11 protein-coding genes are annotated in these 13,697 nt (G+C 45.6%); 4 read left to right on the top strand and 7 right to left on the bottom strand.

All coding sequences use genetic code 11. From position 1 onward, the window contains the following. Positions 1-64: 64 nt before the first annotated feature. Complete coding sequence (folA, locus tag RJ41_RS14400) at positions 65-562, bottom strand: type 3 dihydrofolate reductase (RefSeq protein ID WP_039222257.1); 498 nt, start codon at positions 560-562, stop codon at positions 65-67. Between the two features lie 164 nt (positions 563-726). Between folA and RJ41_RS14405 the strand changes: the two genes are divergently transcribed. Next, a complete protein-coding gene (locus tag RJ41_RS14405; RefSeq protein WP_039222238.1) occupies positions 727-1,092 on the top strand; it encodes a hypothetical protein in 366 nt (121 codons plus the stop codon). Between the two features lie 203 nt (positions 1,093-1,295). Here the strand turns inward: RJ41_RS14405 and cgtA are convergent, their stop codons facing one another. The 3 genes from cgtA to rplU form a co-directional block, all read right to left on the bottom strand. Continuing rightward, a complete protein-coding gene (gene cgtA, locus RJ41_RS14410; RefSeq protein WP_039222240.1) occupies positions 1,296-2,474 on the bottom strand; it encodes an Obg family GTPase CgtA in 1,179 nt (392 codons plus the stop codon). A 260-nt stretch (positions 2,475-2,734) separates the two neighbouring features. After that, on the bottom strand, positions 2,735-2,992 hold the full coding sequence (gene rpmA / locus RJ41_RS14415) for a 50S ribosomal protein L27 (protein ID WP_012517170.1): 258 nt from the start codon (positions 2,990-2,992) through the stop codon (positions 2,735-2,737). Positions 2,993-3,007: 15 nt separating this feature from the next. Next, complete coding sequence (rplU, locus tag RJ41_RS14420; RefSeq protein WP_012517169.1) at positions 3,008-3,319, bottom strand: 50S ribosomal protein L21; 312 nt, start codon at positions 3,317-3,319, stop codon at positions 3,008-3,010. Between the two features lie 849 nt (positions 3,320-4,168). Here rplU and ispB point away from each other — a divergent pair. Beyond that, positions 4,169-5,143, top strand: a complete 975-nt coding sequence (gene ispB / locus RJ41_RS14425; RefSeq protein ID WP_039222260.1) for an octaprenyl diphosphate synthase — start codon at positions 4,169-4,171, stop codon at positions 5,141-5,143. Positions 5,144-5,348: 205 nt separating this feature from the next. Here the strand turns inward: ispB and RJ41_RS14430 are convergent, their stop codons facing one another. From RJ41_RS14430 to RJ41_RS14440, 3 genes are all read right to left on the bottom strand, one after another. Next, the gene (locus RJ41_RS14430; protein ID WP_039222245.1) at positions 5,349-6,065 is read right to left on the bottom strand and encodes a ZIP family metal transporter; all 717 of its coding nucleotides are present in this window, start codon (positions 6,063-6,065) and stop codon (positions 5,349-5,351) included. Between the two features lie 181 nt (positions 6,066-6,246). After that, on the bottom strand, positions 6,247-7,578 hold the full coding sequence (pepQ, locus tag RJ41_RS14435; RefSeq protein WP_039222247.1) for a Xaa-Pro dipeptidase: 1,332 nt from the start codon (positions 7,576-7,578) through the stop codon (positions 6,247-6,249). Between the two features lie 167 nt (positions 7,579-7,745). Then, entirely contained in the window at positions 7,746-9,809 is a 2,064-nt protein-coding gene (locus RJ41_RS14440; RefSeq protein ID WP_039222249.1) for a transglycosylase SLT domain-containing protein, read from the bottom strand. Positions 9,810-10,304: 495 nt separating this feature from the next. Between RJ41_RS14440 and fadB the strand changes: the two genes are divergently transcribed. Together fadB and fadA are read left to right on the top strand one after the other, a co-directional pair. Further along, positions 10,305-12,455: a fatty acid oxidation complex subunit alpha FadB gene (fadB, locus tag RJ41_RS14445; RefSeq protein WP_039222251.1), complete on the top strand. Its 2,151-nt coding sequence runs from the start codon at positions 10,305-10,307 to the stop codon at positions 12,453-12,455. A gap of 18 nt (positions 12,456-12,473) precedes the next feature. Continuing rightward, positions 12,474-13,637, top strand: coding sequence for an acetyl-CoA C-acyltransferase FadA (gene fadA, locus RJ41_RS14450; RefSeq protein WP_039222254.1), 1,164 nt, complete (start codon positions 12,474-12,476; stop codon positions 13,635-13,637). Positions 13,638-13,697: the final 60 nt, after the last annotated feature.

Raw genomic sequence — 13,697 nt, forward strand, 5'->3', positions numbered from 1 at the left:
GTTGCAACACTGGCATTTTTTATTCTTACTTTGAAAGGTTAGCGGTTTCTAGCCTTTAGTCTTGTCAATTTCTTACAAACGTAACGAAGGTGTAAGCATGCGCATTCTTTTCATCGGCGCTATGCGCTTCCCGCGATATTTCAGTCCAGCTTGCAGCTGCCTCGTAATCTGGGAACTGGGTATCTCCCTCAACAGTTAGGTCGATATGAGTAAGATACAAAGTATCCGCTTTATCTAAAAATGACTGATAAATAGTGCCGCCACCAATGATCATTACTTCGTCATTCTCGCCACTTTTATTACTTAATACTTTTGCGACCTCAAATGCCGATTCTGGTGAGTCGACCACAGTAGCGTCAGATAAGCTGTAATCTTCATTACTCGTGATCACAATATTCGGCCTACCCGGAAGCGCCCTACCGATTGATTCATAGGTTTTGCGACCCATTATGACAGCCTTGCCCAAGGTGATAGCTTTAAAATGCTTCAAGTCAGCGGGTAAATGCCACGGCATATCATTGTCTGCACCAATAATTCTGTTTTTTGCCATAGCAGCAATCATCGCTATTTTCATTTTTTAACCTTCACGCTGAGTTCTTTTTTATGCAATGAAGTATATCAACTTCGAAAGAAAAAATCGTCCGCTCCATAACCGCTCAAATAAAAACAATTATCATTTGCAATGATGAAAAGGATACTCTAGTGTAGAGTCAGGAGGTGGCTACAATGCTAATAAATTACTTATGCCCTAAACATGCTGACTGGGTCTATAGCAATCCAGAGCAAGCGCTTCACGTAATGGCACGGGATGAAATGCAAGGCACCATGCTGATGCAGAGTGGTCAGTTAAGTGAAGCAATCCCTTATCTTGGATGCGCATTTGATATCGCTGTTATTTTGCTTGAAGTTGACGGCGGCGAAAATAGCGCGATGACGACCAAAATTATGAATTTAACCAGCTTACTTGAAGAGATCTATTTCCACTTAACACTCCCTCATCATAGAAACGCCATAGTAGACAGAGCTCATGCGGTAATAAGAGCGTCTAATAGTGTTGCAAACAACACCATACCAATGCGCTTTACCGTATAAAAATGGTTTGCGCTGCATGAAAAAAGCTCGCACTTTGCTTTAACAAATATGCGAGCTTTCTATTTTTGACAACGGTTTATTTACGTCAAACTATTACCGATACAAACACTATGCTAATTGCCTTCGGTCTTTTCTTATCGGTTGTTGCTTAAGTCTGTTTTATAACCGCTGACTCTCAGCGATTGTTTCTCAACGACTGTTTCTCAGCGACGATACTCAACTTCCACGTCGTAATCGTCTTCGTCCCAGTCGTCATCATCGAGATCGTCACCTAAGCCACCTTCGAATTCATCATGGGCTTCAAGTGTATTCTTGTGATAAGTGTCCCACTTGAATTCCACTTCTTTCTTCTCTTCTTCCTCTTCCAGTTCTGCTGGAAGGGTTTCGATGAAGTCCATAATGTCGTTGCATAAAGGGTCTAGATTCATCTTTTGGAACGCAGATATTTGATAAACTGGACCTTCCCACTCTAATGCGTCAATAACATGCTGACAGCGCTCTTCGGCTTCTTCTTCAAGTAGCAAATCGACTTTATTAAATACCAACCAACGAGGCTTTTCTGCCAACTTAGGGCTGTATTTTTCAAGCTCTTCAATGATCGCTTTTGCGTGTTCGGCAGGATCGGTTTCATCAACAGGGAAAATATCGACCACGTGAAGCAAGATACGGCAGCGCTCTAAGTGCTTTAAGAAGCGTATGCCTAATCCAGCACCATCTGCAGCACCTTCAATCAAACCGGGAATATCAGCAACAACGAAGCTGCGCTGTGAGTCTTGACGAACTACACCTAAATTAGGCACAAGGGTGGTAAACGGATAATCAGCCACTTTAGGCTTAGCTGCCGATACAGAGCGGATAAAGGTTGATTTACCTGCGTTAGGCATACCAAGTAAGCCAACATCGGCGAGAAGCATAAGCTCTAGCTTAAGGTTGCGAATTTCACCTGGTGTACCGTTGGTTTTTTGACGTGGGGCACGGTTCGTACTGCTTTTAAAACGGGCATTACCTAAACCGTGAAAACCGCCTTGTGCCACTTTAAGCTTTTGGCCATGACGGGTTAAGTCACCCAATACTTCACCGGTATCGCTATCGGTAGCACGTGTACCCACTGGCACCATTACGGTGAGGTCTTTACCTTTCTTACCGATACAGTTGCCGCCTTGACCATTTTGGCCACGCTCAGCACGGTGAAAGCGCTCAAAGCGATAATCGATCAATGTATTTAGGTTTTCATCGGCCTGTAAAAATACACTGCCGCCGTCACCACCGTCGCCACCGTCTGGGCCACCTTTAGGTACGTATTTTTCCCTTCTAAAGCCAATTGTACCGTTGCCGCCGTCACCGGCTTCAACGCGAATTTCAGCTTCATCTACAAATTTCATTTATCACTCCGGGCTGTAATGCCGTGGGTTATTAACTTATTTAATGCGAATACTAAGTTTACACCAAATTGCGCGTCGGCGCTTTTGAGTCTACTTAGCATTCTAAAAAATTGAGAAGTAAAACCTTGCTCAGCGCTAATTCATTTTCAGAATGTAAACGCCATTAATTAAGAACAGAAAAAGAAAGAAAGGTTTCACAAAACAAAAAACCCCGCAAGCGCGGGGTTTTTCTAAGCCTGTTCGGCGAGAAGCTTACGCGCTTACTCAGCTACGATGCTTACAAATTTACGGTTCTTCGGTCCTTTAACGTCGAACTGAACTTTACCGTCTTTTAGTGCAAACAACGTGTGGTCTTTACCGATACCCATGTTGTCACCAGCGTGGAAACGAGTACCACGTTGACGAACAATGATGTTACCAGCAAGAACAGATTCACCACCAAAGCGCTTAACACCTAGGCGTTTACTTTCTGAATCACGACCGTTTTTGGTACTACCACCAGCTTTTTTGTGTGCCATGTGTTCGTGCTCCTATTATGCGTTGATACCAGTGATTTTCACTTCTGTGAACCACTGACGGTGACCCGCTTGCTTACGAGAGTGCTTACGACGACGAAACTTAACGATTTTTACTTTATCGCCACGACCGTGTGTAACAACCTCAGCAGTCACCTTACCACCAGCAACGATTGGTGTGCCGATTTTTACGTCGTCACCGTTGCTTACCATTAAAACTTTGTCAAATTCAACCGTTTCGCCTGGGGCTACTTCGATTTTTTCAAGACGAACGGTTTGGCCTTCGGCCACACGGTGTTGTTTACCGCCACTTTGGAAAACCGCGTACATAGTTAACTCCGCTCTGCGTCCACTGACGCTTCAATTCAAAAAACAGGGCGCGAATTGTACGTGAAACATCCGTAAATCACAACCCCGATTCGCAGAAAAATAGATTATTTTTCCAACATGGGGCGGATTATGCCCCAATTGCTTATTTGATGCAGCTTCAAATGCCAAAAAACCGTTAAAAAATCACAATTTTTTTCGTTAAATCAGCAAAAAACTATCAGTGTGGGAAGATAAAAGTAGCCGTAATACAGGTTAAGTTTGATGAAAACGGGATCTCAATCGTATGAGATCCGTTAGCCAGATCGCTAACAGATCGACAACGTACTACTACGATCAAACGTTCAAATTCTGACTTATTGTAATTACATTCGCTTTGAGTATAGTGCCGAGGTCGTTTATACAAGCGATGATCAGATCTCAAGTATGGATCGCTTCAACATTTGGGCATTTTATTGTTGATGTGAAATTTCGATCTCCTTCGCCCACTTTCATTTTTCTTTTGCACCAAAATCAAGCTGGCAGTACCGCTCAATTTTCTTGCTTAAACATCAAAAAATAGCACTTTGGCATGAAAAATTGACAAGAGCATCTATAATCAAAGGTAATTGGATGGATTCGCCCGATTTGGCAACAAAACGCTTGAACAATACACTGCAAAAAACGGAATTTCGATTGTGGATTACATTTCGACTAATTTCACTTTCGGTTTAACCGTATTTAAGGAATTACACGTAAATACGTTAAGCTGTCATTTTTTAAGACAATTTGGTGGATAGTACTGATGATTAAGGTACAATCGCCACCAATAATTGCCCAAGACGATAAGAGTAAGTATTTATTGCCATGCCTATGGATATAGATTCAATCCGCGCCCTGTCTAATGATGATATGCAGGCGGTAAACCAGCTGATTCAACAACAAGTCGACTCTGATGTTGCCCTTATTAATCAGCTTGGTTTTTACATAGTAAACAGTGGCGGCAAACGCTTACGCCCACTTCTTACCGTGTTAAGTGCGCGGGCAATGGGTATTAATAATAATGATCACCACACGCTTGCAGCAATTGTAGAGTTTATTCATACCGCTACTCTGCTACACGACGATGTGGTTGACGAGTCGACCATGCGCAGAGGGCGTGAGACTGCCAATGCTATTTTTGGTAATCAGGCATCCGTATTGGTAGGCGACTTTCTCTATACTCGCTCTTTCCAAATGATGGTAAGCCTAAAACGCATGCGCGTTATGGAAATACTGTCGGAAGCCACAAACCAAATTGCAGAAGGCGAAGTGTTGCAGTTGATGAATTGTAACGATGCCAGCACTACAGAAGCCCGCTACTTTGACGTTATCTACGGCAAAACGGCGCGTTTGTTTGAAGCTGCTACGCAGTTAGCGGCTGTGCTGACCGACCAAAATGAGCACATTGAACACGCTATGCAAGAATACGGTAAGCACCTAGGCACAGCCTTTCAGCTAGCTGACGATATTCTGGATTACATGGCTGACAGTGAAGAAATGGGCAAGAATGCTGGCGACGACTTAGCTGAAGGTAAGCCTACGCTGCCATTGTTGTACGCTATGTGGCATGCAAAAAATGACGACGACAAAGCGCTTATTCAAGAAGCCATTGAACAAAGTAATGGCCTACCACACCTCACGCGGATTCAAGGTATTATGGAAGAAACTGGCGCTTTGGACTACACACGTGAATGTGCACAAAAAGAAGTGCAAATGGCCATTGATAGCCTTAACGCTATAGAAGACTCTGAATATAAAGAAGCGCTTATTGCGCTGGCACATATTTCAATTGAGCGTACGAGCTAATTACCAATAGATGGTGTAAAAAGGCGTGTTGCAATCAACACGCCTTTTTTGTGGGTGGAACTTGGGTAGTACTTATGACATAGACTACTAACCTTTTAGTACACAAAACGTTTTTGACACTCTTACAGGTCATTTCAGTACAGAACATTCTCTGCGTTGGCTCAATGTGAAAACAAACGTTTAGGCTTGGCGCATTTTTTAAAAGCTACCCTTCAAGCATAAAGCCGATCAGGCCTACTAAGAAGCCAAGAATACCGCCAAGCGGAGGAAGCCAGTGATTTTCCATGCGAATTTGCGGGGCGATATCTTGGAACACTGAATAAAGAATACCACCTGCAGCGAACAACATGATCCCACTCATAACCACTGGGAATTGGGCTAAATAATAAAAGCCTAGCAAACTGAACAAGGGGCCAAGTAGCGCCATCAAAACAAAGATAACAATGAGTTTATTGCTACGCTGTTTGTTTTTGGGCAACATCTCTCTGTAGGCATTAAATCCTTCAGGTAGATTTTGAACCGCAATCAAGAGGCCTAACAACATAGTGCCACCGCCTAATGCTGCCGTAGTACCAAGGGCGATAGACTCAGGCACAAAATCACTGAGCATGGCTGCTAACTGGCTGCCTGCGGTTTTCTTTTTCGCCAAGTAAATATCAAGGGCCATAAAAGCTATGGCACCACCAATAAAACAGAATATGGCCGCCAATACCGATACGTCTTTTATGCCTTCAGGTACAAGTACAAGTCCCACCGCCGAAATTAACGCTCCAGCTCCTAACGCCAAAATGCCATGGCGTAACTCTTTTTCTAACCACTTAGGCTGAATACCTTGGTACGTCGCTAAGATAGCGCCTGCGGGCATGGCAAGGCCAGCTACCGTTGCCATAATAAGTAAACCTACTACATCGCCTTGTGACATAACGACTCCTTTCAAACCATTGCTTGTATATCTTCCTATTGATTACTACACACAGCACCATTGGTTTACAAGCAAATGAACCTTTTTCTACGCGCTCAATAAAAAAGAGCAGCCTTACGCTGCTCTTTGCATTCCTGAAAATAGTTTGAGCTTGCGGTTAGCTATACTCAAAAAACCTCGATTAATTTAAATCTAAATCTCGGGTCATATTCTCGTTCTTATCGCGATGCACAATAATGTTATCTTCAATGCGAATGCCGCCGAAGGGCTTGTATGCATCAATGGTATTCCAGTTGATGTACTTTGACGCAGGCGTCACTTTAAGGTCGCGCAGCAGGCTATCGATGAAATACAAGCCAGGTTCAATAGTAAACACCTGACGTGCTTCAACCATACGCGTGCAGCGCAAGAACGGATGATCATCAGGAGCAGGCTTAGGCGTGCCTCTGTCATCATTAACCAATCCGCCCACATCGTGTACCTGCAGCCCCAAGAAATGGCCAATGCCATGTGGGAAGAACGTGCGTGTAATACCCATTTCCACGATTTCTGGCGGCGTTAGGTTCACCATGCCGGTATCGTGAAGAATTTGCGCGATACCATCGTGGGCCAACTTGTGAATGTCTGTGTAGGCGACACCCGGCTTTAACGAATCGACTAAGGTCAGCGTAACCTTATCAACCGCTTGAATGAGGTCGCGAAACATTGCGGAATTATGAACACCCTCTTGAGCGTAGGTACGCGTAATATCCGCCGCATAGCCATGATAATTCGCTCCCGCATCAATTAGAAACGAACGCGATTCTTTTGGCGCTACGGTATCGCACTGCATGTAATGCAGAATTGAAGCATGCTCGTTAAGTGCCACAATACTGGTGTATGGCACGTCGTTATCACCTTGTCGACACGCAGAGGCATAAGCTAAATTAATGTCTAACTCGCTTTTACCTTCTCGGAAGGCTTGCTCAGCGGCCTTATGACCTGCCACCGCCAGCTTGTTAGCTTCACGCATGCAGTCAAGTTCATAGTCGGTTTTATAAGCACGTTGATAATGCAAATAATGCAACACGCGGTCTGGATTTACATTGTCAAAACCCAACGCTTTTGCCACTTCAATATATTCGCCTACATAGGCAAAACGGCTTTTATCGTAAGGCAGAAATTTCTCTACCGCATCGGCCTGTTGAAGTAGTTTAATGTCGAAGCTGTCAGTCCAAAAGTCATTTGGCTCTGGTGGCACTTTGTGCCAGAAATCTTCAGGGCGATAGAAAATAAGCGTAGGCTTGTCTACACCGTTTACCACCAGCCAACAGTTAGGGTTATCAATAACAGGCACCCATGCTTTGAACTGCGGGTTTACCTTAAATGGGTAGTGATTATCGTCCAAGAAAAGACGTTTGCCCTGCCCTGAGTGAATAACTAGTCCGTCTAGCCCTTCTCGCTGTAGTGCTTCACGAGTTCTAGCTTGAAGCTCTTCGATATGCTGTTGGTAGGTTGCTTTATGTAGCGACATAGCCCCTCTTATCTTTTTAGTCGTTAGTTAGCTACTAGTGTATCACGAGGCCAGTATGACATGCATACTGGCTCAGACCGCTGTGCTGTTGTACACGTTAAGTTTCCCATACTGGTAAAATCATAACGTAATGAAAGGCGTACTCGGATACGCCTATCCTTTGATAGCTATCGCGGTGCTAGTTGCAGTGTACCTGTTACCGGATGTGTACTTACTGCATCTGCCGATGGGATCATATCGCGGGTAAGTTGAGGGAAGATATTCTCGTTTCCACCTAGCTGCTGGTCGTAAATATGCTGATACGCCATCACCGCCTTCACGTAAGCACGGGTTTCTTTGTAGGGAATATTCTCAATCCAAATATCCACGGGCAGCGCTTCATTAGCAGGCAACCATTCCAACACTTTGCGCCAACCAGCGTTATAAGATGCGGACACCAGCACTGGGTTATTGTTTAACTTGTCCATCAAATAACGAAGGTACTGCACGCCGTATTCAACGTTATCGTCTACCTGAAAAAGTGTGTTACGACTTACTTTCTCCTTTGCTACATAACGCGCTGTTCCCGGCATAAGCTGCATGAGCCCTGCCGCTCCCACCGAAGAGATAGCATCACTTCTAAACGAACTTTCGCGGCGTGCAATAGCCATAGCCAGCGACTTTGAAATGCTGTATGCCTGCGACTTTTCGCTGAATACATCGTTAAAGGCCAGTGGGAATCGGCGCTCGACATCATCCCAATAGCCACTTCGCGCAAAACTGGTAATAGCTTGATCGTACAAGCCCCATTCATACGCCAAAATGCCCGCATCGGTCACTTTCGATTCGGGTAAATGTGACAGTAAATAAAACCACTCACGGCGCGCTTCTGTGGTTCTGTCTAACCTGAAAAATTCAACAGAGCGCATGGTGGCAGGGGTTTTCGCCACACTGGCAATAGCTGCCGTGTCTCTTGGTGCTGGCGTGTGTGCAAGCGACGGAATTTCGCCTATGTGCGCACTTGCCATAAAGCCATAATAATGGCGTTCTTGAGAAAGCTCTTTATAAAGCACCGTAGCCTGCATAGTTTGACCAAGCGCTTCTAAAGCTCGGGCTTTCCAATAGCGATAGTTTTCTTCTTGCTGCAAACTGACAGGAGCGCTATCAATAACATTAACCACTTCCTGCCACTTTTTCGTGCGAAGCAAATGGGAAATATGCCAAAGCTTTACATCTTCACTGGCCCCCTGCACATCAGCAAGTTCAAGCCAATGATGCGCTTGAGGAAGGCGGTCTAGGGTGTAGCTAAGCGCTATCGCTCTTCGCATAACGTGCTGCTGAGCTGGCGAGAACACGTTTTTGTCGTTGTACCGGTTAAATACCGTGCCCGCTAAGTCAGGGTTTCGCCAAGCGAGCTTCTCGACCGCCCATACAATTACCTCAGCTTCATGCGATGCATTTTTCAGTGGAAAGAGCGCCGTTCTATTTACTCGGCTGGTGTCGCGGGTTACCGATAACCATGCGTCAGCCAGGTATTGCTTATCACCGGGAAGTTGGCGCTTAAGGTAAGAGATAATGCTTCGGTTATCTTCTTTCGCGGCAATCTCTATGCGCTTGATCACCATTTCGGGTGTCATCATGCCCGCTTTTTTCCACTTAGCAAAAAGCGGATCGCATTCATCCGGTTGCGACTCACCGTGAAGCCATAAAGCGTCGACTTCGGACAAAATAGCTTGTTCGCTTTCACCTTCTTTTAAACGGTAATTAAGCGCTATACAGGTTAGCCTTGCGCCCATACCCGGGCGATAATTGTCTAAAAAAGTGCTGCGATAATCGTTCTTAGCAAGGTAATTAAGCCATTTATAACGCACACCGTAGCTTACCGGCTGACCATTGAAATCTTCTAGAAACTGCTTAACCTCGCGCTTTGTTCTTATTGACATCGTGCGCTCTAATTTAAGCCTTAGCAGATAAGGATAAAGCGGATAATGCGCCAGTTCATAAATGTCGTTATCGAGGTGCTGAACGCTTCGCTTTGAGTAGGTTAACAGCTTTTTTTCAACTTCCAGATAACGAGCGCGATCCTTTTCGAAAATATCTTCGGGTAGTGTTAAAGGCTGTGTAGCCCATGCGCCGATAGAGAATAGTGAAGAGAGCGAGCAAACAAATGCCCACACAACAGTGGCGAACAATTTATTTTTTTTTGTCAGCGAGCACTGACCTAACCACGAACTAAAATAAAAACCAGACACAATAGAACTCCTACCCTGCTCTACACTCGAACGCTTATGAGCGCTGGCAAATTTGCCGAATCGAGCTGATTGTAAAATGTTGCTGAAAAAGCAGCATTGCGACTGATCCACTACGTTCGTTTGATAAACGAAGGGAAAATTTCAGCCTGGCTCCTTGCCAAAGAAGATGTTGTGCCAGCTGTCGTTAGCTATGCTTTACACACATAGTTGACATGATTGTAGATTATTCTTTTGCTGGATTGGCGCTTTGCGTCAATAACGCTCATTATACAACCACCAATGGCGAAATGAAGCTTGAATTCGATATTTACACTTGAATTTAAGTCATCGGACCACTACCTTAGACAAATTGAAACGCTTGTTTGATTTTTTGTTGAAATTTTGTGTGGCTTTGTAAAGAATCTAGCCACCCTAACGCGTTAGTGAATGCATACGACCCTACAAATTAGTTGGATTACTTCACTAACATCCTGGCCAATGCCGAAGGAGATGATAATGATATACACAGGCAAAAGTCTTTCCGTCAGCCTGTTAGAAGACGGCTTTGCTGAACTGGTATTCGACGCCCAAGGTTCAGTAAACAAGTTCGACCGCCAAACGGTGAGTGAACTTGACGAAGCAACTCAAGCCCTACTTGCTAAAGGCGATGTTAAAGGCTTAGTAGTACGCAGTGCGAAACCTGCATTTATCGTAGGTGCTGATATCACCGAGTTCACTGGTTTATTCGCCATGGACGACGCTGAAGTACTACAGTGGGTTGCCAATACTTCACAAGTATTCGACCGCTTCGAAGACCTACCTTTCCCTACCATAGCAGCAGTTAACGGCTTCGCACTAGGCGGCGGCTGTGAAATGGCATTGGCGTGTGACATGCGTATTGCAGACACTACGGCTTCAATTGGTTTGCCAGAAGTTAAGCTAGGCCTTATGCCTGGTTTTGGTGGTACGGTTCGTCTACCTCGCCTAATTGGTGCAGACAATGCACTAGAGTGGATGACCACTGGCCGCGACAGAAAAGGCGCGAAAGCCCTTGCTGAAGGCGCGGTTGACGCAGTTGTAGCACCAGAAGCACTTGTTGAAGGCGCACTTTCAATGGTGAAAGACGCCGCTGACGGTAAATTTGACTGGCAAGCGCGTCGTGCGGTTAAGAAAGCCCCACTACAGCTAAACAAAAACGAAGCTATGATGAGCTTCTCTACTGCTCAAGCTATGGTATTTGCACAAGCAGGCAAACATTACCCAGCACCGCACAAAATGGTTGAGACTGTTCAAAAAGCAGCGGGCCTAGACCGTGACGGCGCACTTAAGCTTGAAAACGAAGGTTTTGTAGCGCTTGCGAAAACCGACGCTGCGAAAGCACAAATTGGTATTTTCCTTGCCGACCAACTAGTTAAGAGCAAAGGCAAGAAGCAAGCGAAAGCTGCCACTAAGCAGTCTAAGCTTAACGCGGTACTAGGTGCTGGCATCATGGGTGGTGGCATTGCATACCAAAGCGCTGTGAAAGGCACACCGGTAGTCATGAAAGACATTAACCAAGGTGCACTAGATCTTGGCCTTTCAGAAGCGGCAAAAATTCTTGGTAAAGGCATGCAGCGCGGTAAAGTTGATGCGACTAAAATGGCGCAAACACTTAACGCTATCACCCCTACCCTTGAGTACAGCACGCTTAAAGATGCTGACCTTGTTATTGAAGCGGTTGTAGAAAACCCGAAAGTAAAAGGTATTGTGCTTAAAGAAGTAGAGGACAACGTAGCGGACGACGCTATCATCACTTCAAACACTTCTACTATCTCTATCAATCAGCTAGCTGAAAGCCTAGACAAGCCAGAGCGCTTCTGTGGTATGCACTTCTTTAACCCAGTGCACCGCATGCCGCTTGTTGAAATTATTCGTGGCGAAAAAACCTCTGAAGAAACCATCAATGCAGTAGTAGCCGCTACCCTTAAAATGGGCAAAACCCCAATTGTGGTTAACGACTGCCCAGGGTTCTTGGTAAACCGCGTATTGTTCCCATACTTTGCGGGCTTCAGTAAGCTTCTTATCGACGGCGCAGACTTCGTTGCAGTTGATAAAGTAATGGAAAAAATCTTCGGCTGGCCTATGGGCCCGGCCTACCTAATGGACGTTGTAGGTATCGACACGGGCGATCACGCAGCAGACGTAATGGCTGCAGGTATTCCAGAGCGTATGGCTCGCCTAGACAATGACCCAGTAACACTGTTCTACAAAGAAGAGCGTTTAGGCCAGAAGAACGGTAAAGGTTTCTACAACTACGGTGTTGATAAGCGCGGTAAGCCATCTAAAACACCTGCTGAAGAAGCATATGCACTAATGGCACCACACGTAGCTGAGAAGACAGACTTTGAAGCTGACGACATTATTGCACGCCTTATGATCCCTATGGCAAACGAAGCAATTCGCTGCCTAGAAGAAGGCATTGTAGATAGTGCAGCTGAAGCAGATATGGCGCTACTTTACGGCTTAGGTTTCCCTCCATTCCGCGGTGGTATTTTCCGTTGGATTGAAACCATTGGCTTGGCGAACTTTGTTGCTATGGCAGACAAGTACGCTGAACTTGGTCCAATTTATCAGATCTCAGACGGCGTTCGTGAAATGGCCGCTGCTGGTAAATCCTATTTCGCATAAGACCCGGAGGAAAAACTAATGAAAGAAGTGGTCGTAATCGATTGCGTACGTACCCCTATGGGTCGTTCAAAAAACGGTGTTTTCAGAAATGTGCGTGCAGAAGACCTTTCTGCAGCACTAATGACCGCGCTACTAGAGCGTAACCCTGGCGTAAACCCAGCGGAAATTGAAGACATCATTTGGGGCTGTGTTCAGCAAACTAAAGAACAAGGCTTCAACGTTGCACGTAACGCGCAACTACTTACACAAATTCCACGCACAACAGGCGCGGTAACGGTAAACCGTTTATGTGGTTCATCAATGCAAGCCCTTCACGATGCAGCAAGCGGCATCATAAGCGGCCGTGGTGACATCTACATGATTGGTGGTGTTGAGCACATGGGTCACGTACCGATGAACTACAACATCGACTTCCACCCTGGACTTGCTAAGTACACGGCAAAAGCGTCGGGCATGATGGGTATGACAGCCGAGCTACTTGGCCGTCAAAACGGTATTACTCGTGAGCAACAAGACGCCTTCGGTGCGCGTTCGCACCAGCTAGCGCACAAAGCACACCTTGAAGGCCGCTGGGCTAACGAGATTGTGCCTGTTGAAGGTCACGATGCAAACGGCGTATTAAAGCTCATTGACTACGATGAAGTAGTTCGCCCAGAGAGCACTGCTGAGAGCATGGCGGCACTTCGCCCAGTGTTCGACCCAGTAAACGGTACCGTGACTGCTGGTACGTCTTCTGCGCTGTCTGACGGTGCATCTGCTATGCTGCTTATGTCAGCAGACCGTGCGAAAGAGCTTGGCCTAACGCCTCGTGCGAAAATTCGCGCAATGGCTGTGGCTGGTTGTGATGCGGCAATTATGGGTTACGGCCCAGTGCCAGCTACACAAAAAGCGCTTAAGCGCGCTGGCCTAACTATGGACGATATTGAACTTGCTGAGTTTAACGAAGCGTTCGCGGCACAGGCGCTATCATGCATTAAGCAGTTAGGTTGGATGGACCACCTAGATACTAAGATTAACCTTAACGGTGGTGCAATTGCACTTGGTCACCCACTAGGTTGTTCTGGTTCACGTATCTCGGGTACGCTTATTAACCTAATGGAATCACAAGATGTAAGCCTAGGCTTAGCGACTATGTGTATTGGTTTAGGCCAAGGTATTGCTACTGTATTTGAGCGTGTATAAGCGTTTAAATAAGAGATTTTAAAGCTAAGTTTTGAAAAGGGCCTTCGGGCTAATGCCAGT

It is taken from the genome of Alteromonas marina (assembly GCF_000808575.1).
Classification (GTDB): domain Bacteria; phylum Pseudomonadota; class Gammaproteobacteria; order Enterobacterales; family Alteromonadaceae; genus Alteromonas; species Alteromonas marina_A.

Bases quoted from the DNA above. Each gene is read 5' to 3' on its own strand.
- folA (WP_039222257.1), bottom strand. From the start codon at position 562: ATGATTGCTGCTATGGCAAAAAACAGAATTATTGGTGCAGACAATGAT.
- RJ41_RS14405 (WP_039222238.1), top strand. From the start codon at position 727: ATGCTAATAAATTACTTATGCCCTAAACATGCTGACTGGGTCTATAGC.
- cgtA (WP_039222240.1), bottom strand. From the start codon at position 2,474: ATGAAATTTGTAGATGAAGCTGAAATTCGCGTTGAAGCCGGTGACGGC.
- rpmA (WP_012517170.1), bottom strand. From the start codon at position 2,992: ATGGCACACAAAAAAGCTGGTGGTAGTACCAAAAACGGTCGTGATTCA.
- rplU (WP_012517169.1), bottom strand. From the start codon at position 3,319: ATGTACGCGGTTTTCCAAAGTGGCGGTAAACAACACCGTGTGGCCGAA.
- ispB (WP_039222260.1), top strand. From the start codon at position 4,169: ATGGATATAGATTCAATCCGCGCCCTGTCTAATGATGATATGCAGGCG.
- RJ41_RS14430 (WP_039222245.1), bottom strand. From the start codon at position 6,065: ATGTCACAAGGCGATGTAGTAGGTTTACTTATTATGGCAACGGTAGCT.
- pepQ (WP_039222247.1), bottom strand. From the start codon at position 7,578: ATGTCGCTACATAAAGCAACCTACCAACAGCATATCGAAGAGCTTCAA.
- fadB (WP_039222251.1), top strand. From the start codon at position 10,305: ATGATATACACAGGCAAAAGTCTTTCCGTCAGCCTGTTAGAAGACGGC.
- fadA (WP_039222254.1), top strand. From the start codon at position 12,474: ATGAAAGAAGTGGTCGTAATCGATTGCGTACGTACCCCTATGGGTCGT.